This window comes from Huintestinicola butyrica, assembly GCF_025567215.1.
Classification (GTDB): Bacteria; Bacillota; Clostridia; order Oscillospirales; family Ruminococcaceae; genus Huintestinicola; species Huintestinicola butyrica.
In genome coordinates this window covers 211,758-236,737 of record NZ_JAOQKB010000002.1, presented here as the reverse complement: position 1 = coordinate 236,737, position 24,980 = coordinate 211,758, and the positions used below count along the sequence as shown (strand labels likewise).

Annotated in this window: 18 protein-coding genes and 1 other annotated feature; all 18 genes read left to right on the top strand. The window is 44.3% G+C overall.

Annotation, left to right across the window (positions count from 1 at the left end):
* Window positions 1-138: 138 nt before the first annotated feature.
* The 18 genes from OCV68_RS03280 to OCV68_RS03195 all read left to right on the top strand — a co-directional run bounded on the left by OCV68_RS03280 (window position 139) and on the right by OCV68_RS03195 (window position 24,775).
* Window positions 139-972 carry a metallophosphoesterase gene (locus tag OCV68_RS03280; protein ID WP_262570697.1) on the top strand — a complete coding sequence of 278 codons (834 nt, stop codon included), beginning with the start codon at window positions 139-141 and terminating at the stop codon, window positions 970-972.
* Entirely contained in the window at window positions 969-1,979 is a 1,011-nt protein-coding gene (locus tag OCV68_RS03275; protein WP_262570696.1) for an aromatic acid exporter family protein, read from the top strand. Before OCV68_RS03280 ends, OCV68_RS03275 begins: the two co-directional genes overlap by 4 nt.
* Before the next feature lie 74 nt (window positions 1,980-2,053).
* Window positions 2,054-2,198: a sequence feature (ribosomal protein L10 leader region), on the top strand.
* A 42-nt stretch (window positions 2,199-2,240) separates the two neighbouring features.
* Entirely contained in the window at window positions 2,241-2,753 is a 513-nt protein-coding gene (gene rplJ, locus OCV68_RS03270; RefSeq protein WP_022475344.1) for a 50S ribosomal protein L10, read from the top strand.
* Between the two features lie 60 nt (window positions 2,754-2,813).
* On the top strand, window positions 2,814-3,188 hold the full coding sequence (gene rplL / locus OCV68_RS03265) for a 50S ribosomal protein L7/L12 (RefSeq protein WP_147621182.1): 375 nt from the start codon (window positions 2,814-2,816) through the stop codon (window positions 3,186-3,188).
* 454 nt (window positions 3,189-3,642) lie between these two features.
* A complete protein-coding gene (locus OCV68_RS03260; RefSeq protein ID WP_262570694.1) occupies window positions 3,643-4,656 on the top strand; it encodes a hypothetical protein in 1,014 nt (337 codons plus the stop codon).
* Between the two features lie 145 nt (window positions 4,657-4,801).
* Window positions 4,802-5,578, top strand: coding sequence for an EAL domain-containing protein (locus tag OCV68_RS03255; RefSeq protein WP_262570692.1), 777 nt, complete (start codon window positions 4,802-4,804; stop codon window positions 5,576-5,578).
* Window positions 5,579-5,646: 68 nt separating this feature from the next.
* The gene (locus tag OCV68_RS03250; RefSeq protein WP_262570690.1) at window positions 5,647-6,432 is read left to right on the top strand and encodes a hypothetical protein; all 786 of its coding nucleotides are present in this window, start codon (window positions 5,647-5,649) and stop codon (window positions 6,430-6,432) included.
* Window positions 6,433-6,482: 50 nt separating this feature from the next.
* Window positions 6,483-7,136, top strand: coding sequence for a signal peptidase I (locus OCV68_RS03245; protein ID WP_147621185.1), 654 nt, complete (start codon window positions 6,483-6,485; stop codon window positions 7,134-7,136).
* 92 nt (window positions 7,137-7,228) lie between these two features.
* The gene (locus OCV68_RS03240; RefSeq protein WP_262570686.1) at window positions 7,229-8,755 is read left to right on the top strand and encodes a hypothetical protein; all 1,527 of its coding nucleotides are present in this window, start codon (window positions 7,229-7,231) and stop codon (window positions 8,753-8,755) included.
* A gap of 56 nt (window positions 8,756-8,811) precedes the next feature.
* Entirely contained in the window at window positions 8,812-10,791 is a 1,980-nt protein-coding gene (locus OCV68_RS03235; protein ID WP_262570684.1) for a DUF2357 domain-containing protein, read from the top strand.
* Window positions 10,792-10,806: 15 nt separating this feature from the next.
* Window positions 10,807-11,463: a signal peptidase I gene (locus OCV68_RS03230; protein WP_262570681.1), complete on the top strand. Its 657-nt coding sequence runs from the start codon at window positions 10,807-10,809 to the stop codon at window positions 11,461-11,463.
* A gap of 24 nt (window positions 11,464-11,487) precedes the next feature.
* The gene (locus OCV68_RS03225; protein WP_022474811.1) at window positions 11,488-11,922 is read left to right on the top strand and encodes a hypothetical protein; all 435 of its coding nucleotides are present in this window, start codon (window positions 11,488-11,490) and stop codon (window positions 11,920-11,922) included.
* 20 nt (window positions 11,923-11,942) lie between these two features.
* On the top strand, window positions 11,943-12,203 hold the full coding sequence (locus OCV68_RS03220; RefSeq protein ID WP_147621190.1) for a hypothetical protein: 261 nt from the start codon (window positions 11,943-11,945) through the stop codon (window positions 12,201-12,203).
* Window positions 12,204-12,239: 36 nt separating this feature from the next.
* The gene (locus OCV68_RS03215) at window positions 12,240-13,226 is read left to right on the top strand and encodes a hypothetical protein (RefSeq protein WP_262570677.1); all 987 of its coding nucleotides are present in this window, start codon (window positions 12,240-12,242) and stop codon (window positions 13,224-13,226) included.
* Between the two features lie 16 nt (window positions 13,227-13,242).
* Window positions 13,243-13,902, top strand: coding sequence for a hypothetical protein (locus tag OCV68_RS03210; protein ID WP_262570675.1), 660 nt, complete (start codon window positions 13,243-13,245; stop codon window positions 13,900-13,902).
* Window positions 13,903-14,094: 192 nt separating this feature from the next.
* Window positions 14,095-15,048 (top strand): hypothetical protein, encoded by a 954-nt coding sequence (locus OCV68_RS03205; protein ID WP_262570673.1) that lies wholly within the window; start codon window positions 14,095-14,097, stop codon window positions 15,046-15,048.
* A gap of 30 nt (window positions 15,049-15,078) precedes the next feature.
* The gene (locus OCV68_RS03200) at window positions 15,079-19,911 is read left to right on the top strand and encodes a hypothetical protein (RefSeq protein WP_262570671.1); all 4,833 of its coding nucleotides are present in this window, start codon (window positions 15,079-15,081) and stop codon (window positions 19,909-19,911) included.
* On the top strand, window positions 19,853-24,775 hold the full coding sequence (locus OCV68_RS03195; RefSeq protein WP_262570670.1) for a hypothetical protein: 4,923 nt from the start codon (window positions 19,853-19,855) through the stop codon (window positions 24,773-24,775). Before OCV68_RS03200 ends, OCV68_RS03195 begins: the two co-directional genes overlap by 59 nt.
* Window positions 24,776-24,980 lie beyond the last annotated feature (205 nt).

Here is a 24,980-nt window from a genome sequence, read left to right as displayed (position 1 = left end):
AAATAATATGCGTATATTTGTTTAATTTTAGTATATACTGCCATCATTGCTTTGTCAAGTTAAAATCCCTTAGCGGCTCATTGACACGCCGCTTATATTGCGCTATAATATTCATATCACAAACTTCGGAGGAATAAGATGACGAAAAAGGACAAGCCGACAAAGAAATACATCTTCCTGAAAATACTTGGAGCGCTTGCGGCAGTGGTTTTTATACTATCCGCTGTAAGCTTTCCCCTGAGAACAGTCCGCTATACACTTGTGAGTCGCAAGGTCACCAAAAAAGTGCGCATCGTTCAGATATCCGACCTGCACAGTTGTTCATACGGCAAGAATATGAAAAGTCTCATCAATGCAGTAGATGCGGCTGAGCCTGATATTATCGTGCTCACAGGTGATATTTTCGACAACAGGACGGATAATAAAAATTCCGACACATTGCTTAAAGCTATTGCGAAAAAATATCCCTGCTACTACGTTTCGGGTAATCATGAGTACTGGGGGAATATGTGGGAAACTTTCAGCAGGCGTGCGGAGAGCTTCGGCGTTACCGTGCTTCAGGGTGAAAATGTTGATATTGACGGCATTGTGATATGCGGAGCGTCGGCAAAGTCTGATATCGGCGACAGCGTGAAGGTGTGTGCCGACAATGCCGATACAAATAGCTTCAATGTCCTCCTTGCCCATTTCCCCGAGAAGATTGACTTTTACCGTTCGTTCGGCAAATTTGACCTGGTGCTTTCGGGTCATGCTCATGGCGGACAGTGGCGGCTCCCTCCGTTTATGAACGGCCTTTATGCACCGGGACAGGGACTTTTCCCGAAATATGCAGGCGGAAGATATGATTTTGATGACACGACGTTTATCGTCAGCAGGGGACTGAGCCGTACTATTGAAAGAATACCCCGCATATTCAACAACCCTGAGCTTGTTGTTATCGACATTTTGCCCGAAGGTGAGGACGGAGAATGACTCAAAGGATAAACTGGCTGAAAATAGCCAAAACAGCCGTGGGAGCAGCCATTGCAGCGGCCATAGCATACGGTCTGGGGCTGAACTACGCCGTTTCAGCGGGGATAATCTGCCTGCTGACGGTCTGCGATACCCGCAAGGAAACGGTGATGGTCACGCTCAAGCGCCTGATGGCTTTTGCGGCGGTAACGCTGCTGTGCACTGCCGTGTTCTCGGTGGCAGGGTTCAGTATCCCTGCTCTGGGAGTGGTTCTGGCGGTATTTCTCGCATTCTGCAGCGGGCTTGATATGAATGAGGCAGCCGCCATGAACAGCGTTATTGCGACTCACTATTTCGCCTCGGCGGACTGCTCTCCCCAGATAATGCAGAATGAGCTGACGCTTTTTGTTATCGGCGCAGGGATCGGCGTTCTGATGAACATTTTTGTGCCCACGGGCATCGGCAGGATACGCAGTATCCAAAAGGATACCGATGAAAAGATCAGGCAGATAATCTCCCGAATGTCCGTGTATATCCTGGCGGAGGATAAAAGCGGCTACACAGGCTCATGCTTTGACGAAACTTCACGGCTGCTGGCAGACCTGAAAAACTGTTCCCTCAGATACATCGGAAACTCCTTTGCTGAGGAGAAGGATTATTTCCTGAAATATGTTGAGATGCGCATAAGCCAGTGCGGCGTTCTTATGGGCATATACAAGGATATTATGGCGCTGAACCCCATACATGAGTACGGCAAGCCCATATCGGACTTCCTTGCGAAAATGAGCGGGGAGTTCCATGAGATAAACGATGCCGCAGGGCTGCTGGAGGATATTGACGGTCTGTTTGCCCATTATTCTGCCGAGAAGCTGCCCGCAGACCGCAGCGAGTTTGAATCCCGTGCGCTGATGTACCATATAATATGGGACCTGAAACGCTTCGTGACCCTGAAAGCGGATTTTGCGGCAGAGCTTTCCGAAAACGAAAAGAAAAGATACTGGAACATCGTGCATGAGAAAAAAATTTAAAAAATTCAAAAAATTCAAAAAAGCCCTTGACAAGCACTGAAAAGTATGATATTATATTAAAGTCGTTAAAAACGATGAAGAGCTATCATATTCTAAAGACAGCAGGTGACTATGCAAAGCAATTTGCAGAAATCGTAAATCCTGCCGAGGAAAGATTGCTGTACATTATAAATGTATGCCCTTTCCTGTCATTTGAAGGAAAGGTTTTTCTTTTTATGAATGGGTAGCATAATTTTCAACTTTTTACGGAGGTGAAATTTTATGCCAAGCGCACAGGTTCTCGAATCCAAGAAGGCAAGAGCTGCTGTTGTAACTGATCTTATCAAGAATTCTTCAGCAGGTGTTCTTGTTGACTACAGAGGTATTACCGTTGAGGAAGATACTCAGCTCAGAAAGGAGCTCAGAGAAGCAGGTGTAACTTACTTTGTTGAAAAGAACACAATGCTCCGTATCGCACTCAAGGAAGCAGGTCTTGATGATCTTTGCAGCGTACTCGAGGGTACAACCGCAATCGCAGTTTGCGACCACGATCAGACCGCTCCCGCAAGAATCCTCGGTAAGTTTGCTGAAGCACACGACGATAAGTTTACCCTCAAGGCAGGCTACGTTGACGGCGTTATCTATGACGCTAAGGGTGTTGAGGCTCTTTCCAAGATTCCTTCCAAGGAGACACTGCTTGCTCAGCTGGTTGGCTCTCTCCAGGGTCCCATGCAGAAGCTTGCTGCTACACTCAAGGCTCTCGCCGACAAGAAGGCAGAGGAAGAGGCTGCTTGATCATAACGATCGTATGGCTGCCTGAAAAAATTAAATCAAAATATAAAGGAGATTATTATCATGGCTTCTGAGAAAGTTACAAATATTTTAGAAGAAATCAAGGTTCTTTCCGTTCTTGAGCTTGCTGAGCTCGTAGAGACTATCCAGGAAGAATTCGGCGTAACAGCTGTTGTTGCAGCTGCAGGTCCTGCAGCAGGTGCTGGCGCAGCTGCTGAGGCTGAGAAGACTGAGTTTGACGTTGTTCTCGCTTCCTTCGGTGAGAAGAAGATGGACGTTATCAAGGCTGTTAAGGATGCTTGCGGTCTTTCCCTTAAGGAAGCTAAGGAAGCTGTTGAGGCTGCTCCTAAGACTCTTAAGGAAGCTGCTCCCAAGGCTGAGGCTGAAGAGCTCAAGGCTAAGCTCGAAGCTGCCGGCGCTACTGTTGAACTCAAGTAATCTGGGTTATAACATAAGCTTTTCAAAGGCTGCTGCACATTTGTGCGGCAGCCTTTTTCGTTTGTCAGCCGTTAGGGCATTCATACTAATCACCAATAAAACTATAGACAAAAAATCATCGCATAATCCATATACGCAAGATTATGCTCGATTTTTTGTATAGTTTTTAATTGGCTCTTAGTATCAGTTTATCAAATTTTTTTGACATAACGTGTCTGTTTGCAAGGATATGCTGATATAACGAAACTGATTGCTTAATTGAACACTTTCACAATATAAAACATACTAAAAATACACAAAACAATACGTTAAGATTGCATAAAATGTCTATATTTGTTAAAGGCTTTTTTTTGATATGGAACGACAGATGTTGTATACTGAAATTAGGTAAATTAAGAAAACAATGCCTATGGCTTATTTTGCTTAATATAATTTTGTGAAAGGCTGATAAAATATGAAAACTCGTTCTAACGAAAACAACAAGAATTCTGCTGCCAAGAAGATTATCCCTGCAGTGGGTATGCTTGCATTATCCGCCACAATGCTTTCTACTTCTACATACGCATGGTTCACCATGAACAAGGAAGTTGAGATGACAGGTCTTAATATGACTGCAACTGTTGGTGAAGGTATGGAGATTTCGCTGGCTTCTGTTACAGGAAATAATGCTTTGGCTTTTGACGGTCAAAATTTCGAGAATAATCATCCAAAGGATGTTGATACTGAACTTGGATGGGGAAGTGCAGTTGTAGTAGATGAATATTACGAAAGCATTGGTGCGATCAAGCCTGCTTCTTCAGTTGACGGAAAAAAATTATATGATGCTAAAGATGCAACCAACGGCGGCAGAACAGCTACTGAGTTTACAGAAGTGGATACTGAGGCAGAATTGAAGCAGAGAACCTCAAAATTGAGTGAACCAATAAAGTCGGATGGAGCATCGGGATACTATGTTGATATTCCTGTTCATCTCAGAACAAACAAAAAGGCACCAGGAGCTGAGGCTACAGGAGATATTTACTATAAGATGACTATTTCATCATATGACCCTGAAAATCCTAATGATGCAGGTTCCACTGATCTGTATAAGGCAGTAAGAGTTGCCTTTTTGGACTATGACAGCACCAGCACACTTAGTTCTAAAATCTATGGCATAGATAGTGCTTATTATGATTCCACAAATGCTGTAAGCGGAGAGTCAGCAAAAACAGCTTCTAACATTACAACGGATGGTGTGTATGCAACAGATGCTTACAAAACAGGTGCATATAAGGATTCAATGATGGATCTTCCTCTTGCAGCAACAGGAGAAAACTATGGACACCTTGATTTTGTAGTTCGTGTATGGCTTGAGGGCGAGAGCGCTTCTTGCATTAACGACAACGCAGGACAGAGCTGGAACATTGACCTTGCTTTCTCTTTAGGAGAATTTGATACTGCCACAACTTCAGAAGGAGTCGGAGCTTAATTTAACAATTTAAAGTGAGGGTAATGCTGTACAGAAATGTATGGTATTACCTTTGCGTTGTTTATAGGGATAATAAGATTTTTTCGTTTTACGCTTGCTTTGTGTCGAAATTTGTACATTTTAGCCGAAAACTGAGGTGAGAAATATGTCTGATATAAATACTACGGTTGACGGCGTGCGTGCCATAGAAATGCGCTACCGTGCCATATGGTCATCTGCCGAAAAACTTCCTGCTTTTTATCAGAGCAGCATAAGGCTTAATTCTCCCGATAAGGGCGTGCTTCTGCCTGAGCAGTTCATGCCTGTTATTGAGGTTGATGACAGATGTATTTCCATATTCAGGCTTGCACTTCTCCAGACGGTGAAAGCTGCCGAAAAATTTAATGACCGTGGACTTGATTTTGACTGGGTCTCGGTTTTTATTCCCCAAATGCTTTTAGGCAAGAGCAACTGTGTTAAGACAGTCAGGGATTTTACGGCAAAAATAGAGGCTATCCCGCAGGGGATATGCTTTGAGCTGCCCGAATCCGTTCTTGCCGACAGCGGCAGCTGCGAGTCCATAAAGCAGCTCAGAAAAGCAGGATATCATATAATGCTTACAGGTGTTGACAGCGAAAGGTTTCCGCTTTTCAGGCTTGCCGAGCTGGAGCCTGAATATGTTATGCTGAATGAAAGCATCACCCGCAGGCTGGGCAAGGATTATGACACCGATTCCTGCATAAGCACCCTTACCTCGTTTATCAGCGTTCTTGGAGCAGAGACCATTGCAGCGGGAGTTTCTTCTGCGGAAGAGGCAAATGAGCTTAGTGAGCTTGGCTGCTCGTATTTCACAGGCAGTGAAAACGGAATGTTTTCGGGCAAATTTGTACCAGACAGGTTTATCCGCAGGAAAAATCAGGTATCGGACAATTCATCGCAATAACATCATGAGCATTACAGGATGAGATTTTCGGCAATTTAAATATTACTGTATAGAATGGAGTTCTGATCTTGACTAAAGATGAAATAAAAACGGTGGATAATGCTGAACCTGCCGATACATATACCGAGACCGAGCAGGACGGCAGGAACAGGGCTGCCGATATTCTCACCCTGCGGCGAACTGCGGCGGAGGCGAGACGTCATAATGTCGTAGTCCGTGTAATAAGTGTTCTTCTGGTGGTTCTGATAGCTCTTGTGGCTATTGCATATGCGGTGTCCTATTTTTATGACAGGTTCGGAAGCTTTACCGTTACCGTCAATAAATACGATATGGTAAATCAGGGACTTACTCTTTCGGAAACACCCGAGTATGAAAAATCGATAGCTACTCTTAATGCGGATATTGTTTATGATATGACGAACATAAGCGGAGAAGATCTGCCTTTGAATATCGACAAAATAAACGGCACTCACAACGGCGATAACTACATTGCTTACACATTTTATCTTATAAATTCGGGAAACGATACCGTGGCTTACAGCGGCGAAATGACCATGGAGAACATCACCAACGGCGTTGACGAGGCTGTAAGGATAGCTGTTTATGAAAACGGTGAAAAGACTGTTTACGGCAAGACCAAATCCGACGGAACAGGCAAGGAAAGCGACTGCGATAAGGAGTTTCAGTCTTCAACAGTGGTAATGAGCACCAAAAACGATAAATTCAGTCTAGGTGCAAAGGATAAATACACCGTTGTTATATGGCTTGAGGGCAACGACCCTGACTGCCTGGATAACATTATCGGCGGAACGATGAAACTCAGCATGAAATTCAAAATTATAGAAAATACCTGATAAACAGCATAATATCCAAACATAATGAAGTGAAAGGAAATGCTCGTAAAATGAAAAAAATACTGAACAATATTATAACGGTGATAGCGTGGATTATCCTGGCTTTCGCTCTTATCGTAACGATACTTGTGTTCTCGTCCGACAGGAACAACGGTGTTGCAAGCCTTTTCGGATATGTTCCCCTTACTGTTGAGTCAGATTCGATGCTTCCCACCTTTGCAAAGGACGATTTCATTATTGACAGGGAAATAGATGATGTCTATACGCTTGAAGAGGGCGATGTTATCACATTCTGGACTCTTATCAACGGTCAGAGGGTAAAGAACACCCACAGAATAATCGCTGTCAATAACACAGGTGACAATATCAGCTTTACCACCAAGGGTGATAATAACGACATCAAGGACAGCCTTAATGTTTATCCCGTTGATATTATCGGCAAGTGGACAGGCACCAAGATAAACGGCTTTGGAAAGGTAATGAGCTTTTTAAGGACAAAGACAGGCTTCTTTATCTGCATAATCATTCCTATGGCGATATTTTTCCTTTTTGAGCTTTATAAGCTTATGGCAGTTATTGTTGAGGTCAAGACTGCCGCAAAGCCCGAGATAGACGAGGAAGAGATAAAGAAAAGGGCGATCGAGGAATATCTTGCTGAGCAGAAGAAAAAAGAAGCTCAGTCTGATGAAAAAAATGACGAATGATACGTTCTTTCGTATAAGTTTGGAGTAAGCATATGAATGACTTCTTGAAATGGTTTTTCGTTTTCATATCCGAAATCCTCAAAGGCTTTGGAATGATATTCAAAGGTCTTTGGGAGGGTTTGAAGCAGATATTCAACATATCGGAATATGCAAAGATATTCAAGGACTATTCAGGCAACTTTAACGCGCTGGAATGGGTCTTTGCTGTTTTGTCGCTTATAATAGTGGCTGCTATTTTTGCGCTGATAATATTCCTGATAGTTATGCTCATAAGGAAATATGTCCGTTTCAGGCATTCTATAGTGGGTGATGAGGACGTTATAGAGGAGCTGGGTGTGCTCCAGCGTCAGGTCATAAAGCTTACAAAGGAAAAAGACGAGATCATGGCTATGAAGGTAGCTCAGATAGGTGTTCCTGCGGGAGCTGCAGCACTTCCCTCAGGCGGATATGGCCTTTCTCAGAGCTTGGAATACAGTCAGGGCGAAGCACCTGCGGAGTCCGAACAGCCTGCTGCCGTTAACGGCGTAATACAGACCTCCGATGTGAGATTTTCCAAGCTTATTGAAGTTGATAACTACTACAAAAACTATATCGCTCCCGATTATGACAACAGTATCACTCTGGCGGCTATATGCGAAAATTACAGAAATTTTGCCTGCTCACGTATGCACCTTTATTACGACATAAGAACGGTAAGACTGTTCATAGCGGGCATGGCTTCAACAAAGCTTATCATTTTACAGGGTATTTCCGGTACAGGTAAAACTTCGCTTCCATACTCATTCGGCAAGTTCCTGCAGAATGACACCACGATAGCATCTGTTCAGCCCTCATGGAGAGACCGTACAGAGCTTTTCGGATATTTCAACGAGTTTACCAAGAACTTTAACGAAACGGAAGTATTGAAGAGAATATACTCCAGCTCATATAATGATGATGTTAACTTTATCCTGCTGGACGAAATGAACATCGCACGAGTTGAGTATTACTTTGCGGAAATGCTGTCAATCCTTGAAATGCCAAATTCCGATGAGTGGAAGCTGGACCTTGTTCCCAATGTTTGGAGCACCGACCCCGAGCATCTTGACCACGGAATGCTGAGAATACCTCAGAACATATGGTACGTCGGTACGGCAAACAACGATGACTCCACATTTGCTATCTCCGATAAGGTATATGACCGTGCCCAGCCCATAAATCTGGATTCCAAGGGTATTGCTTTTGAGGCACCCGATACGCCTCCAATGAACCTGAGCTTTTCACATCTGGATTCGCTGTTCAGTGAAGCTTTTCAGATGTATCCCCTCAGTCAGGACATACTGAAAAAGATACAGCAGCTTGACCTTTGGGTAATCGAAAGACTGCGAGTTGCTTTCGGTAACCGTATCATCAAGCAGATGAATTTGTTTGTGCCCGTATATGTTGCCTGCGGAGGAGACGAGCTTGACGGCGTGGATTATGTTCTTGCCACAAAGATTTTCAGAAAGTTTGAGTCCCTTAATCTTGCATTGCTCCGTGATGAGCTGAGAGACCTTTGCATATATCTCCAGAAGCTCTTCGGCAGAAATTCCATGAAGGAATCAATAGCATATCTGGAAAGGCTCCGGAAGTTGTTCTGACAGCTGTAAAGTAAATATTATCTGCGGATAACGGCGCAGTGAAAGGAGGAGAGAAAGTGAACGAAGCCTACAGTGAATGGTTTGAAAAATTCAAGGACTGCACAGATCAGCTTGACAGTGACAGACTATATGAAAGCTTCCGCACATCACTTTCTCACAGCCGAAGCACCATTGCGCTCAACCGCAGGATATTGGAAAAGGACATTGACGTAAGCTGGGTGGAGGCGATAGAAACAGGACTTGTCTCTATCGACAATGTTATCAGAAATCCGAGCAAGACTATTATCAATGTGGAGGAAGTCGTTCCCATTGCGCTTTCCAAGAAGATAACGGTGGATTCTGTAAAGCATCTTGCCCAGCACACCGACCTTATCCAGAGCGTTGACCCCGAAACAGGAAAGATAACCCCCTCCAAGGTGCTGAATATACATAAGGAAGAAAGCTATCTTACCTATGAGAATAAATTTGTAAACACTCTTATAGACAGGCTTTTTATTTTCGTAAACAAGCGGTATGAAAAGCTTAAAGCCGTATCCTCCAGCGAAGAAGTATTTGCTATGGAGTACAACACGGCTTTTGAATCGGGCAGCGGCAGAAAAATGAAAATGACGCTGAACATCGAGACCTCCGACTCACTTGAAGCTGCCGATGAAAACGGCTCTACCCTATGGGACAGAGTTGAAAAAATACGCAGGATAGTTGAAAGCTACAAGTCATCGCCTTTCTGCCAGCAGATGGGACAGAACTATATCCGTCCGCCTGTTATGAGAACGAATGCGATTATGAAAAACGTTGACCACAAGGCGTGCCTTGTGCTATGGCAGTTCATTGAGGGGTATGACAAAACAGGCTATGAGATAAATGTTTCCGATTCGGCACAGAAGCCCGATAAGGAGTATGTGGAAAATCTTTATGACCTTTCGGCACTTAATCTCCTGCTTTTCAGGTCGTTTACTCAGGACAGCGAAGCTGAGGTGCTTAAAACCCAGAAGAGCAAGGCTGCCGCACCCCGTGTGCTGAGAAAATTTGACAAGGTGAGCTATGATGAGCATGAGCTTGTCATTGACGGTGACAGGCTGACCGATGATGCCGATTTGGTTCAGGATAACATTTCCGAAAGCGAAAAAATACTTGCCGAGATCGACAAGATAATAAAGATAGAGACCGAATACTACAAAGCGGAAGAACAGAAGCGGCTGGAAGCCGAGGAAAAGGAGCGCAGAAGACAGGAAGAGGAAAGACGTATTGAAGAAGAACGCAGGCTTGCCAGAGAAAAGGCTGAACGTGAGGAGCAGGAGCGGCTTGAAAAAGCCCGCCTTGAAGCTCTCAGGCTGGAAAAGAAACGCATTGAGCGTGAAGAACAGGAACGTCTTGAACGTGAGCGCATAGAGCGTGAACGTGCCGAGCTGGAAGAGCAGAAGCGCCTTGATGCCGAGCGTGATGAGCTTGAAAAGATGATAAATGCCGAGATGGACAAGCTTGAATCCGAAAAGCAGAGCCAGAAGGAAGAGGAAGAACGTCTCAGGCACGAGCGTGAGGAGAGGGAAAAGCTCAGAGCGGAAAAGCTTAAAGAAATGCGTGCATATCTTGAGCAGAAAAGCTTTGACGAGATATATCCCGAGTATTCAAAAAATCCTGTCCATATTATCAGGCGCAGCCTGCGCAGGCTCTTATCCCTTATAAGGCAGGACGGCGCTGTTATCAGAGAGGGCGATTCGGACGATCCGAAGCTTATCGAGCGTATAGCTGCCGAGGCTGCCGCCAAGGCTCAGGCTCAGCGTGATGAAAAGGAAATGGCTGAGATGCAGGTGCTTTACGAAAAGTATGCGCCGAATTTCAGGCAGAGAACAAAGCAGCGCTTCAAGGCACTGTTTGCCAAAAAGCGCAAAAAGGTTTATGTTATGCCTGCACAGATGCCTGTTCAGCGTTCTCCCAAGGAGCAGAGGGCTTATGACAGGCAGATGAAGGAGCTTTTCAGAAAATATCACGTAAGCTTTATAACAAAGCTTGTCAGAAAGATTAAGAAAGAATACTAAGAAAGGCAGCTTCCTATGGCAAAGAGCAAATCAGGCGCAAATGTGATAAAGCCGGCAGGTCAGTTTATTGCATGGGCAGTGCTGATAATCATAACGATGCTGACGGCATACATAATGATATCAAATATGCAGAACAAGCCTGCGGTGCTTTTCGGTAGGAGTATTGTCAAGGCCGTCAGCGGAAGCATGGAGCCGTCCATTCACAGCGGCGACTATATCATGATAGAAAAGACAGACAGCTCGGAGCTTAAAGCAGGGGATATAATCTGTTTTTATTCTCATGACAGCGCAATATACGGTATGCTCAACACCCACAGGATAGTGAGGATACTTGATGACGGCAGCTTTGTTACAAAGGGAGACGCCAACAGCGCTGAGGATCCTTCCACTGTGACATCTGACACTATTGTTGGAAAATACACGGGTAAGGTCAGATTTCTCAGGTGGCTCAATTCCTTTGCATCGGCAAAAAAGCTGATACTTGCAGCCGTGGTCATAGTAATGTCCGCAACTGCCGTGTATGAGGTCATTACTATTGCAAAGGTCTCAGCCGAATGCAGGGCAAACAGGAAAAATAATGATGATGCAGTGCGTGAGGCTATCGAAAAGGAAAAGCAAAAGCTTTATGAACAGGGCTACGAGCCTGAAAACACTGACGATAAAAAGGAGTGAGGACATCTGAATCAGGAAAAAATCATGAAAGCCAAAATGATAACGGCTATTCTTGTGGCTGTGGCCTCGCTTCTGGCTGTGTTTGTTTTTGCAGGGCTTTATTTTAATGAGCGCCAGAGGATTCGCACCGATTACATTGCGCAGTTTGAGGAAAACCTTTTGCAGGCAGCCAAAGAGATCGACACCTACAGCGAAAAGGGAACGGACTATGACCTGCATTACAGCATGGCGGTATCCGACCTCGGAGCAGCAAGGGCAATGATATTCTGTGTTAGCGATTACACCGAAAAGCAGAAAATTATAAACGAGATACACTACTGTTTCATAAAGTACCCCGAACAGATGAGAGATAAGCTTCCCGAAGCTTCACAGGCGTTTCACGATGTTGCCGATCACCTTGACAAGGGTTATGACGAATTAAGGGCGATAATCGAGTCTGTGGACAAGCTCGGAAATTAAAATACAGAGGAGAGCGCATTATGTTTGAACAGAAAAAGTACAAGCAGGAAATAAAAAGATGCAGAGCGACCATAGAAGAGATCGAGAGAAAGCGTTCACGTTCCCAGTCAGCTCTTGTTCAGGCTATTCTTTTGCAGGAGGAACCTAACGAAGCGGACGTTGAATGGTTCAACAAATACACGGGCGAAATATCCGCCTGCCGTAATCATATGGCTGAAATGCAGAAAAAGCTTGATGCCTATATGGCTGAAAAGCAGGATAAGAAAAAGAAGAAAAAATAATCAGTACCAATATATGCGGGAAAGGAGCGGTCTGCTGTGGCAAAGGACGGCAAGAATATATCGGGCAGTGCAAAGCCTATAATATTTATGCTTTGTGCGGCAGGCGCACTTATCATGCTTCTGGCTGCTTTCTATTCTTTCGGCTGGTTCACCAACAACAAGGAGACCTCCGGGGATATGGCGGCGCTGAAGGCCACAGATGCGGATTTTGAGCTTGCAGCTGTGGGGGAAAGCGGCATATATGATGATTACCTTACCGCAGCTGACGGTATAAGCCGTAGCAATATCAGCACAGGCAGTCTGTTCGGCAGGATATCTCCCGTTTCCACAGGCAGCGGCAGAGCTTCTGTAAAATGGGTCATGAGCGACGACAGCAATTTCGGCAACTCATCTAAATCCGGAACAGGCATACAGCCGGGAAGCTCTGGAATGCTCACATTTTATGTTATTCCCAACCGTGACCTTGAGCAGCTTGACCTTACTTTTTCACTTGATACCGTTCTTTACACGTCGGCTGCACAGCCCAATAAGGACAATACCGACTGCATAATAGATGCAGGGGAGCCTGAGGCTGAGCTTGTGAAGGGTCATATCCTTTTTTTCAGGAGTTATGATGAAAAAACAGGGCTTTATTCTGATATGATAACAGATACGTTTGATTTTTCCCGGCAGAATGTAAAAACGGATACGGCATACAGGCAGGATATCTACTGGGTGTGGCCATACATGGCAGCTCAGCTTATACTTCCGCAGGATGACATCGGCTTTGTCGGAAACGATCACAGCAAGCTTATCTCAGATGAGGACACGGCAGCATTAAAAAAAGACATGGCAAAGAACCCCGGCAGATATTTTGCCGATTCCGATGGGGATATTTCCATATCCGAGGACGAGCTTAACAGCATTACGGGTGTCAACAGCGATCAATACATCACGGTCAATGCCTATTGGAACGAAGCAGACCAGAAGATAGGCAAAAAAGTAGGATATATCGAGCTGCAGGTATCAAATACCGAGCAGTGATTGTGGAGAGGTTCAGATGAAAGGCAAAGGAAAACGGCTGCTTATTGCATTGGCAATGACAGCGCTGATATTCGCAGGTTCGGCAACGGCATACGCATGGTTCACATACCAGCGCAGGCTGACTACCATAACAAAGATAAATGCCCCCACTGCTCTTATTATCGGAGCGGGTCAGAAAGAAAGCTCGCAGAACATTGATATCGGAGAAATAAATGTTGAGGACGAGGCAGGAAAAAAGGACTTTGTGTTCAGCGTTTATTCAGATGAATCTGTGTCAAATTACAAGCTGCAGATAGCGCATACCACAAATATCGACTTTACCTATACTGTTTTCCCGGCGCAGGAGCAGCAGGTGAGCGGAGACGTCGAATATGTTGATGAGGACGGCACTGCACATTATTATAGCAAAAGCGGCAGTGCTGCTTCGGGCAAGTATCTCAATCTTGGCAGCGACGGAAAAAAAGCTGACGACAGTCTCCACAAGGAGTCATACGACAGCTATAAAAAAGTGCAGGAGAATGCAGAGCCTCTTTACTGGCAGAGCGATGAGATACAGCCTGAAAACAACAGCGGTCAGGGGTTTGTAGATTATTATATCCTCGAGATAAGCTGGAATGATGATGTGCGAAATGACAAAGAGACTGATATGGTGTATCTGACAGCGGGTATTGTATAAGAACCCGTCTTCACAAGCATATGCGCACGTCTTTTCGGCAAATTTTGCCGCAGACTGCGTTAAAAATCCTTGCCGGGCGAAAGCCCGCCTGCGGATTTTTGCCTACTCTGCAACAAAATTATGCTCGAAAATCCGCACACATTTCTTATGAAGACAGGTTCTAAAAATCCGAGTAATACCGGTGATATAAATATGAAAACTAATGTAAAAAACAAAAAGCATATTGGCATAGCAGTCCTGATCTCTGTCATAGTTCTGACAGTTATCAGCGCTGCGGTAAGTGCGGTTTATATAAATCAGAATATAGTCAAAAAAGTTGTTTCCACCAAGGGCGCAGGCGGAACCCCGTTTTCTTCAAATTACCTTCTTCTTGTTCCCAAGGAAACTTCTGTGTTCGCCATGAAGACCATCTACTGCTCAGAGGGAGCGGACACGGCACAGTTTGTTATAAATGTGTGCAACTATGTGCAGAATGATCCCTCAAATGTAAATGAAAATGACATCAGCTACACTCTGACCCTTACTTTGATGGATCTTGACGGTTCGGTATATTCAAAGGATACAGAGGGACTGTCCGTTACCGACAATGACGGCACCGCCCACAGCTTCTCGTCAGGAGTATGTACGATATCGGGTCAGCTTCTTGAAAAAAATCAGAGGAGCGTAAATACCTATACGATAATCGTTCCAAAGCAGATGGTTGGAGCTGTTCAAATGAGCGCTGTGGCGGAGCCTTCCGACAGCAGTTCATACAGTGCCGCAAACGGCAATAAGCTGGGAAGAACATTTACTTTTGCGGAATACAATGCCTCTGCCACCACATGGACAGGCAGCTTTTCCGAGACTGATGCCGATGGTTATGATGCTTTCAACTACATCATACGTGGACAGGGCAAGGGTACTGTTATACTGACATGGGACGCTTCTCAGCTTGAAATAAACAAGATTTTCCTTGACAGCAACGGTTTGCAGAGAAATGTCACATCAAGCGGAAATATGAAGTCACTCAGCTTTGACGTGGATTCTACTGACGGCCTGAACCGCTATGACATACAGTTCTACAAGACCGAGAACGGCGTTTATACCGATATGGAGACGATAAACGGATACGTGACCGTTAATTTCAGCGAAGCCGATTCGCAGTAAAGTTTTTAAGCGTTTGATAGGAGCAATCTTATGAAATACAGATCAAAAAGCAGATTTACAGCCTTGTTAACTGCGATAGCGATGATCGCAAGCAATTTCACCGCAAGCAGTCCTGTTTCAAGGTATGTATTAAATGAAATAAATGTAAGTGCTGCCGATGGAGCAGAGGGGGAGACTACAACTGCCCCTCAGGAGACGACTGTTACCGCAGTGACGGGTGAAGCTGACGTTCCCGATGATACGGAGCAGTCGGACAGTTCATCTGAAACTGCTGTGACCGAGGTATCGCAGGATGACAGCACTAACACAGCAGACGATACGGACGGAACTTCTGTGCCCTCTGATGACACGACTGTGCCTGACGGCACAGAAGACGATGCAGCCGAAGATGACGGTGACAATACCGATGATACACCTGTTTCCGACAATGTTATCACCATAAACACCTCCGAGCAGTTTGTGGAGTATTCAAAAAATTATGAGGCAGACCCTGCAAAATATCAGAATATTGATGTTTTCATTGCTATTACATCGGGTAATCTTGATAATCTGGTTGGTTTTGTAAGCATCGGAACTGCCCAGTATCCTTTTGCGGCAAATATTAAGGTAACAAGCGATTCCGAATTCAAGCTGACCCTTGACCAGCCGCTTTTTGCTTACATATATGACTCGGCAAATATAAATACCGATGTTATAATTTCAAGGTCACTTCCTGTAAGTGGAGATGTGTCCGATTCAGCGCTGTTTGCGGAGCACGTTATACATGATACTGAAAAAAATACCACTGCACAGTGGAGTGTAAGCTTGATGAACGCAGAGGCAGCCTTCTCCTCAGTGATAGGAACACTGGGAGAGAATGTAAATGCTAAGCTTACCATAACCAACAATGCAGATTCCGTTTCCGTATCGGGCAGCGGCAGCGCAGGTCTTGCCTGCGGCAGAATGGAGAAAAATTCATCGCTGACTGTGATAACTTCGGGTAGTGCTTCTTACAATGTTTCCTCCTCAAGCGGAAACGCAGGCGGAATGATCGGCACCATGGCAGATGGCAGTGCATTTACCCTGAACAATGAATTCGCCTTAACGGGAGAAGTAACTGCAGCAGGATATGCAGGCGGTCTGGTGGGCTATGCGGAAAATGCGTCTGTTTCTTTTGAGGGTACCGCAATGGTATCGGGAACGGTCAGCGGAGCTTTGGCTACAGGCGGCGTTTTCGGATATTATAAAAGTTCGGAAGCTGAAAACAGCTTTGATATCTCAAGATATGCTGTCAGCTGCACCCTTAACAGAGAAAACTCCGGCGGACTTTTCGGAAAGCTTGAAAACAGCGGAAATATGACTATAAACAAAAGTGACACCGAAGCCGCTGATATAAGCGTTAACAGAACATCTTCCGACAAGCAGACCTTTGGCGGACTTATAGGCACATATCTTTCGGACAATACAAGCAACTCACTTACCGTAAGCGGGATCTCTGTGTCTGCCGATAATTCGGCAGGCGGTGCGGAATATTTCGGAGGACTTATAGGCAAGGCAGATGACGATTCATATATCAGGCTGGAAAATGTAAGCGTTTCTGCATCAGGCTGCAAAAATGTAACAAGCTTTGGCGGAATTGCAGGCTATGCGGACAAGGCTTTTATTGATGCCGAAAATGTAACGGTGAATACTAACGGCGATTTTATTGGCGGCGGTATTATCGGAAATATGAACGGCGGCGTTCTGCGCCTTGGAGGCACTACTGACCTTACAGGTACAAAGGCAGCAGGCGGCGGACAGATAATAGGTACAAGGGGAGCTGCGCTTATTTATGCTCAAAACGGCTGGCAGCTCAACAGGGGAGAGGCTGCGTCTTTTGATGATATAGGCACATGGGGCGAGGTGCTCAGACTCAGTTCTTCACTTCGTGAGGATAATATCTTTAATATCAACGAGACTGAGCATACCGTTACCGTAAAAAGAGCAGGAACCACAGTGGGCAGCCTTGCCGAATTTGCCGTTCTGGCGCTGAATATGCAGCTGAACAGCGGAATTTCTTCCGACAGCACGCTTCTTTTTGAAAGCACATCAACAACGAGCACAAGCCTTTTAAGCTCGGATATTACATTAAACTGCAATATAGACCTCTCGGGCACAGGTATAACAGGTCTTACCCGTGACGACGGTGAGAATGATGCCTATACAGGAACCTTTAACGGCAGCGGTCATACTATCACCCTTGCTGTAGGCGAGCCTTACGGCTATCGCAGCAATACAGCTCTTGCAGCAGGTGACGCATCCGATGGAAACGGCAGAATATACCGCCATTATTACAGCGGTTTGTTTGCAAAGACAGAAAATATTACTTTCAATAACTTAATTGTTGACGGTATTATCAATGTAAAATATACCGATAATGCAAGGTACTATATCGGCGGACTATCAGCATTGCACAGCGGAAACATTACCGTTCAGGATCTGACTGTACAGGAAAATATAAATGTGTCAGGCAATACAGGCAATTATTGTTTTGTGGGCGGTATTGCAGGACAAGCAGCAGAAAATTCATCTCCTGCCATTGTTATCAGCGGAAGCACCATATCACCCGAGATAAACTGCAGCGGCAATGCGAGTTTTATCTGCGGCGGTGCGTTTGCTGAAATTGGTCAGAATGACAAGTTTTCTGTAACGGCTGATAATGTTAAGCTTGGAGCTGCTGTGACAAACAGCAGTACAGCAGGCAGTAAAAAGGTCGGGGGATTTATAGGCAATATAAGCAGCAATAATGGAGCAGCCTTTGACAGAACCATTTCCCTGACAAATATTACAATAGACAGCGAAAATGTGACCTCTGCATATGGCGGAGCTTTACTGGGCGAATCATGGAACAACTGTGAGGTGTCTGTCGGTTCTGAGACCGAAAAGGGTATCACCGTAAAAAGCGCAGAGGTCACTCAGAATGGAAACGGTGACTTTGCGGGCTTTGTAACCAATGCTACAGGCTGCTGGAAGGTATATGACGTAAATATTGAAGGAATAACTGTAAGCGGCGCTTCGGCTGCTTCCTTTGGTATGCTTGTAAATAAGGGCGTTTACAAATATGATAGTATTACAACGGCGCTTTATCTTGAGACAGAAAGCGAAAATGCCTATAAAATCGGCAGTGCCGTTATCAGTATCGGTTTAAATACCATTTATGATGAGATCATAGCTACCTGCTCGGGCAGCTTTGATGATGAAGATGCTGTTCTTTGGAATGATACGTGTGCTGTTGTTTCAATACACACAAGCGGCGGAGCTGTAACAATGGACGGTGCAGGCTGTAATACCTATCAGAATCAGACATCTGTAAAAAAGGCAAATCCCTATTCCAGATACTATTATGATCTTGATGTTATCAGAGGTAAGAATGTTTCTGAGCGTACCGATGCCGAAAAGCTTATGCTGTGGAGCGTAAATCTGTATGCTTACAGCAATATCAAGCAGTATTTCAATGATGCTTTTAATAAGACTTCTATCCCCGCAGGCAATTATGATATGACGGGTTATTCCTACTATCCCGTAGATATGCCGTCAGGTATGAATATTGCGGACGGAGCAGTCTTCACATTCTGCAATGATAAGATAGTAAACAGTGAAAAGCCTGCCGTCGGCGAAAGGTCGCAGCATTATCTTATGCACTGCGGACTTTTCAGAAATTCTGACGGAAACATAACAGCGGGCAATATCACATTTTCGGGCACTGTCGGTGCAGATACCGACTACAGCGGAGCTATGTTCTGCGGAACTGTTATGGGCTCGGTAAACAGCACAGCAAAAGCTGTCCTGAATGGCATTGTTCTTGACGGCATAAGAGTAAACAGCACCGAGAGCACAGCTCCATTGCTTATAAATAAAATAGACAGCTATACTGCCCTTGAACTCAGCAATGTAAGCACTACCGAGAAATACAGGACAGAAAATATCTCTGCTGCCGCTTCAAGCCTTATTGGCGATGTGGGCAGCAGCGACGGAAACTCCAAGGATATCAAGCTCACATTCAGCGGACTTACTCTGGACGGCAGAAAAGCAGCGGTATCCGACACTGCAGTAAATGCAGCTCTCAGCAAAGCATATAATACCGATATGTCAATTTTCAGCAAGGCAATTCTGCTCAACAGCTTCAGATTTAAAGCAGGAAGCAACTGCTCGGGTACATATAATTTCAGGCGTGATGAGGACTGGGACGAAGATTCTGCCAAGCATAACGTTGCATATGGTATGGAAATATCAGGCTCCAAGGAATACAAGGATATGCAGAAAATGTATTTCAAGAGCGATTCCTACACCGATCCCACAGGCGAAGATGCTGAATATGATTTCAGAGGTTTTCTGCCCTATGTTGCGGCATCTTACAGCGAAAAAAATTATCATGAGATAAAGGTCAATCAGACCGCTCTGGCAGAGCTGGACACAGGCTGCGGAACCTACAATGACCCATACATAATAAGTCAGGGAAAGCAGCTGGAGCTTCTTGACAAGATACTCAGCAACAACCTTGGCGACAGCGAGGACGGCGCAGTTGTAAACTATCAGGAGAACAGCTATTCAGCATGGTGCAATGAGAAAAACAGCCATAAGGTTCTGTTATGGGATGCCGAAAGCAGCTGCTTTAGATCTGAGGACGGCACAACAAGTATTAAGCTTGCCGACATGCAGAAGACGCTTGCATCGGCTTACTATATGCTTGGCAATGATGTAACCATAACCTCGGCTGACTTTGTGGGAATAGGAAAAAATGTGCCGTTTAAGGGAGCGGTATTCGGCAATGGTCATGCCATAACCAATGAAACTGTCCAGCCTCTTATTTATCAGAGCACAGGTGCGGTCAACCGCCAATTTTAAAGGAAAGTTTTCCGCAGCTGCTGACAGCAAGTATGAAACTGACGGCAACGGCACAACTGCATTTTACGGCGGAGTTATCGGCATAGTAAACGGCGGCGACAACATTATTGATAATGTAAGCGTTGAATTTACAAATGCGGGAACTATTGACATTAAATCGGGTACTAATTACGGCAACAAGGCTGTTGGCGGATACATCGGCGTTATCAGATACGGCGGAGTTATTTTCCGCAATATTGACAATGCTTCACATTCGGGAATTACCGCCGGCATGAATAACATATTCGGCAGCAACGCTCTGCTTTACTGTAATCCCATTATCGGAAGAGTTATTGACGGCTTTGCTGTGACCGAGACTTCTGCATTCAACGGAGCAGAAGATAGGGTCACTATGAAGAACGGCACAAAGAACTATTCCATTGCGGATATCAGCACGGCTGCCGATAAAATAAGCTTTGAAAGTAATGACACAAACTCAGGCACAATAAAGATCAGCGATTCCCAGCAGCTTTTTATTCTGGGCTGTATCTCTATGAGCGGTGCGGGAAGCGCAGATTCAAGCGGATATTCCAAGTTTAGCTACGGTGAGAATAAAATGGTCCGTCATGCACTGTACAGCGATATAGGTACAGATGACTCTGAGGGTAACACGTCTGATTATGCTGTTGCAAAGACTGACGCTTATGTGAAAAACACAGTTCCGTACATCATATACAAATACACAAATGCAATTAGCGGCTCATATCCTGCAAGGAACCTGACAAACCACAATTTTGCATTTGATATCGACCTTGCCAAGAACACATATGAACTTCCCGACGGCTTCCGTGGTATCGGTTCGCTCAACAGCTCCGATGCTGATATGGCAATGCACATCAACAGCCTGAACGGAAACGGTTCGACTGTTAAGCTGAATATGAGCTTTTACAGGTACGGAAAAGATTATGATCAGTATTATAACGATATTAACATCAATAATACAACTTTCGTTGATTGTAAAACCGGATTGGGCTTGTTCAACAATCTTATTCAATCAAGTGATAATGAAAACAATACAATTTCAAATCTTATCATCAGCGGTCATGTCGATTATGAGTATTATAAAGATCACAGTGGAAAGAAAAATATTATTTATGAGAATAATAGTTCTTTCAGCTGTGTAGGTGCTTTGGCGGGTGTAGGCAGTAATTTGCGACTTGATAAGATACAGCTGGAGGAGCTTAGTGTTAATTCGTGTTTTGTTTCAGGAGGAATAGTCGGCTTTGCAAAGAAATTTGTTCAAATTAAAGACTTGAAATCAGACGATCTGAACGTTAGTGCCAATTTCTTTTCAGGCGGAATAATTGGAATTGCAGGAAATTGCAATGTGAAGATCGATGGCAGTTCCGATTCAGAAGGATTGATCAGGGGCTCAATTACTTCAGGATCAATAAGTCTGGTCGGTGATACAAGCCGTGGTGAAGGAGCATCATTATATGGTGTTGGTATTGGTGCTGCCACTGTTATCGGAGCTTTCCTAAATACCAATAATACGGTGTTAACAAGTTTATCGGTGACAAACATCAACATAGAAGATCTGGACATCAGTGCACCTCTAATAGGAAGAGCAATGTTAGGCGGTATTGTTGGCTGCTGCGGAAATACTACTGCAAAAAATATTCAAAGCCAAATACAGAATGTTGATATTAAAAATGTGGATATCAATAAAGAGGTCAAGAGATTTGCTTTTAACGGAGGGATCATTGGACTGGTCAAGGAGGGTGTAAAGAAATGTGAAATAAGCAATGTGAAGATAATCGGTGATAAGAATAATAAAAATACCATAACCGGTTACAGGCACAGTGGCGGTATTATAGGGTTGACTTCAAGTGATACAATAATTGACAACTGTTTGATTGAGAATTACGAAATAGTCACAGACGAATACGGAGAAGATGTAGGAGGTATAGTTGGAAAAATAAATGATAATAAAAGTACTTTGATTGTAAAAAACAGCAAGATCTCGGATTGTGTAATAAAAATCAATGATAATAACAGTAAGAACAGTGATGGCACTTATTCAGGTGGAATTGTCGGAAAAATGGCTAAAAATTCTTGCTTATATGGCTATAATATTTCTTTGGATAATGTTCAGTTTAAAAATAATGAAAATAAAAAAGCAGGAGCAGGTGAGATATGCGGCTATATGCAGAACAATACCAAGGTGAAAGTGGTTGGCATCAGCGCAAGAAAAGGTGAGAGCGGAATTCCCGCTAATATAATAAGCAAAAAAGACAACATAAATACTGCTCCATCGCTCTGTATCTACGCTGACTATAACGGCAGCTGCCTTGATGAGCCGGCTGCAAATAAAGAGGCTTCAACTATCAGCAGCGACAGCAATGTTGACGACATGGGAGCATATCCCTATGTAACGGTAAATCCCAAGAATGTTATTGACAAGACTGCCGACAGTCCTAAGTTCCTTACAGGCGACGGTGCTGACAAATCGGCGGTTGAGGCTATCATAGCCGATATCAGTAAGGGTATAGGTTACATAAATGCTGCCGATGAGTACAATGATGTCTTCCAAAAGTATGAGGGGAAGCTTACAACCTTCAATGAGAAAACAGGTGCGTCAGTTCCAGATGATTTTTCGGTGCTGCTCATAAATGAGTCCAACTACAGAAAAATCACCGAAATGCTCAACAGCTTTATACATATCCTTACAAATGATACATCTATCAGCAGCTATGCTCAGACAGGCAGCAGTGTTTTTAGTGTTGACATAATGCCAATGAGACTGAATGAGACAAGCGGAACTTTTGAATCAGGGGAGAACTTTACCAAGACGCTGGAATACAAAAACGGTTATTTCAGAATGACCAACATGGATTATGACAGCAATTACAAGCAGTTTACCCTGATAGACATTCAGTATCTTGACCCTGCCGATACCTCAAAGACTGCATATCATCTGTACATTCCCGTTTATGTTGAAAAAATGCTGAACTTTGATTTCAGGGCAGCTGCTCTTTCGGGAACGACTTACAATGTAAGCGCATATACCGACGGCAATCCTGTTCTTGAAAACTATGGCACTCCTATTACAGCGCACGTTACATATTCTTACAAGAGAACTGCTGAGGAATGGCAGAATGTTATCAACGGCGGAGAAGATCTGCTTACGGCATACGGAAAGTATGTACTTCTGGAAAGCAAGCAAGACCTGCCCGATGATACAAGTCTGGTGCTGGTGGACAGAAACAACGGTTCCAAGGCGTATTATTCCACAATAGGCGAGGCTTTTACCGCCTCTGACGATAAGCTGGACTTTTCTAAGTTCAGCACCTCCGACGGCAAAGGATTTGAGCCTGTGACTTTCTGCGATCTGCTGAAAAAAGCGGCAGATATCACAGTTTCGCAAGCTGACGACGGAACACTTGTAAAATGCAGCAATGATATTTCAAAGGCGACCTTTAAGATAGGAGACGATTATTACAGAAAAAAGACAGAATCCGATACAGATGCCTCATTGCTATACAGCGTGACCCTTACTGCAAAAGAGGGCATGACCGATGCTGACGGTATTCTTATTCTTGATGAGGATTATTACATCAGCTTTTTCACCAAGGCTGACAACAGCGAGCCAATGAGAAACATCACCATGAAATGCGGCTCAAGGCTCGGTGATACTGATATGACACCCTCACGTCTGGATAACGAAAGTGCATCGGAGAGTATGGTGCATATGATACTCGGAAATCTGTATGACCAGACCTTTACTTTCAGGACTACCGGCGACCAGGTCATCAACGACAGTAACCGAGTGCTAAAAGCCGAGCTTACCGCTACCATCTCCTTGAAGTCGGAAAGTGCGGAAAATGTCAAGTCATACCTTAATTATGACTCGATAAAATTGTATCACGGCTTTGTTATTGAAGCCACAAGAACAGACGAAAGCGGCACGGAAAAGGGCATAAAGGGTAATCCCAGCGTTTCGGGCACATATACGATAGGCAGCACGGAATACGCTAAGAATTTCTCCAACACCGATTCTGTGATAATGGTATCGGGAGGAACAGATGAAGCTCCTTTGGACATCAAAGCTCGGCTGATAAGCGGCAGTGTTACCATTACCTGCGATGATATGGTGATAACTTATCCGGACGGAGAGAGCATTATTGCCCAGTTTCCGGAGCGTAAGGATCGGGACGATACCTACGGAGTTACATTGTCGGCAAGTTCAAACCTTGCTTATGTTTCCGATAACATTGAGCAGAGCAAGATGTCTGAAAGCAGGAGCGACAGCAACGGCAAATCATACTATCGTGAAAATATTGAGGCTGCCACACTGAGCTACAATCTCCCTTCAAATTCACCCAATGAGATGATAAGGCTCGGTATCAACGGCCTTGATACCAATGACAAAATCACGGCAGTGGGTTATTACAATGTCCTTAACCTGCCTGAGACTGCTATTGACAAGGCGAAAAAGGTAAGCTTTACGCTTTCGCTGTATCAAAAGACAGACAGCGGTATCTATGATGCTGTTCCGATAGCGGAATATCTTGAGAACATAATACTTTATGACAAAAACGGTACAGCCAAAGCCCCTGTATCAAGCGGAGATTCTTATGAGTATGTATTTGACAGGGAAACCGAGCTGAATTATGAAGCAGGCTCGTTTGAAGTGATATCAAGCTACTCTGTAATAACAGGCGGGGCTTTTGAAAGCAATGGAAAAACATATTCCAACTACAAGGTCCAGCTTACTGCCCAGCTGCTTGATGAGAACGGTGAGCCTATTGAAAATTCAGGCTGCAGTGACTATATAATTTATACAAATGCTAAAATCAATTCGCAGCTAATATCGGTGGGCTGATATAGCATATTGGCAAATGCACTTTTTCGCTTCGGCGGGAGAGTGCATTTTTCTGTGCCATAAAAAGAGCAGCAGTCAAATTAGGCTTGAAATTTGCATAAAAAAACGCTCCTTACTTTGCAATATACAAAATAAGAAGCGTTATATACGAAATATATATGCTGAAAGAAGTCCGTAACTCGGATTTTTTACCCTTTGCGTATAT

What these genes read in the sequence shown, in the direction of transcription:
- OCV68_RS03275 (WP_262570696.1), top strand. Translation starts at nt 969, where the DNA reads ATGACTCAAAGGATAAACTGGCTGAAAATAGCCAAAACAGCCGTGGGA.
- OCV68_RS03245 (WP_147621185.1), top strand. Translation starts at nt 6,483, where the DNA reads ATGAAAAAAATACTGAACAATATTATAACGGTGATAGCGTGGATTATC.
- OCV68_RS03205 (WP_262570673.1), top strand. Translation starts at nt 14,095, where the DNA reads ATGAAAACTAATGTAAAAAACAAAAAGCATATTGGCATAGCAGTCCTG.
- OCV68_RS03225 (WP_022474811.1), top strand. Translation starts at nt 11,488, where the DNA reads ATGAAAGCCAAAATGATAACGGCTATTCTTGTGGCTGTGGCCTCGCTT.
- OCV68_RS03210 (WP_262570675.1), top strand. Translation starts at nt 13,243, where the DNA reads ATGAAAGGCAAAGGAAAACGGCTGCTTATTGCATTGGCAATGACAGCG.
- OCV68_RS03255 (WP_262570692.1), top strand. Translation starts at nt 4,802, where the DNA reads ATGTCTGATATAAATACTACGGTTGACGGCGTGCGTGCCATAGAAATG.
- OCV68_RS03200 (WP_262570671.1), top strand. Translation starts at nt 15,079, where the DNA reads ATGAAATACAGATCAAAAAGCAGATTTACAGCCTTGTTAACTGCGATA.
- OCV68_RS03240 (WP_262570686.1), top strand. Translation starts at nt 7,229, where the DNA reads ATGATATTCAAAGGTCTTTGGGAGGGTTTGAAGCAGATATTCAACATA.
- OCV68_RS03220 (WP_147621190.1), top strand. Translation starts at nt 11,943, where the DNA reads ATGTTTGAACAGAAAAAGTACAAGCAGGAAATAAAAAGATGCAGAGCG.
- OCV68_RS03195 (WP_262570670.1), top strand. Translation starts at nt 19,853, where the DNA reads ATGAAACTGTCCAGCCTCTTATTTATCAGAGCACAGGTGCGGTCAACC.
- rplJ (WP_022475344.1), top strand. Translation starts at nt 2,241, where the DNA reads ATGCCAAGCGCACAGGTTCTCGAATCCAAGAAGGCAAGAGCTGCTGTT.
- OCV68_RS03230 (WP_262570681.1), top strand. Translation starts at nt 10,807, where the DNA reads ATGGCAAAGAGCAAATCAGGCGCAAATGTGATAAAGCCGGCAGGTCAG.
- OCV68_RS03280 (WP_262570697.1), top strand. Translation starts at nt 139, where the DNA reads ATGACGAAAAAGGACAAGCCGACAAAGAAATACATCTTCCTGAAAATA.
- rplL (WP_147621182.1), top strand. Translation starts at nt 2,814, where the DNA reads ATGGCTTCTGAGAAAGTTACAAATATTTTAGAAGAAATCAAGGTTCTT.
- OCV68_RS03260 (WP_262570694.1), top strand. Translation starts at nt 3,643, where the DNA reads ATGAAAACTCGTTCTAACGAAAACAACAAGAATTCTGCTGCCAAGAAG.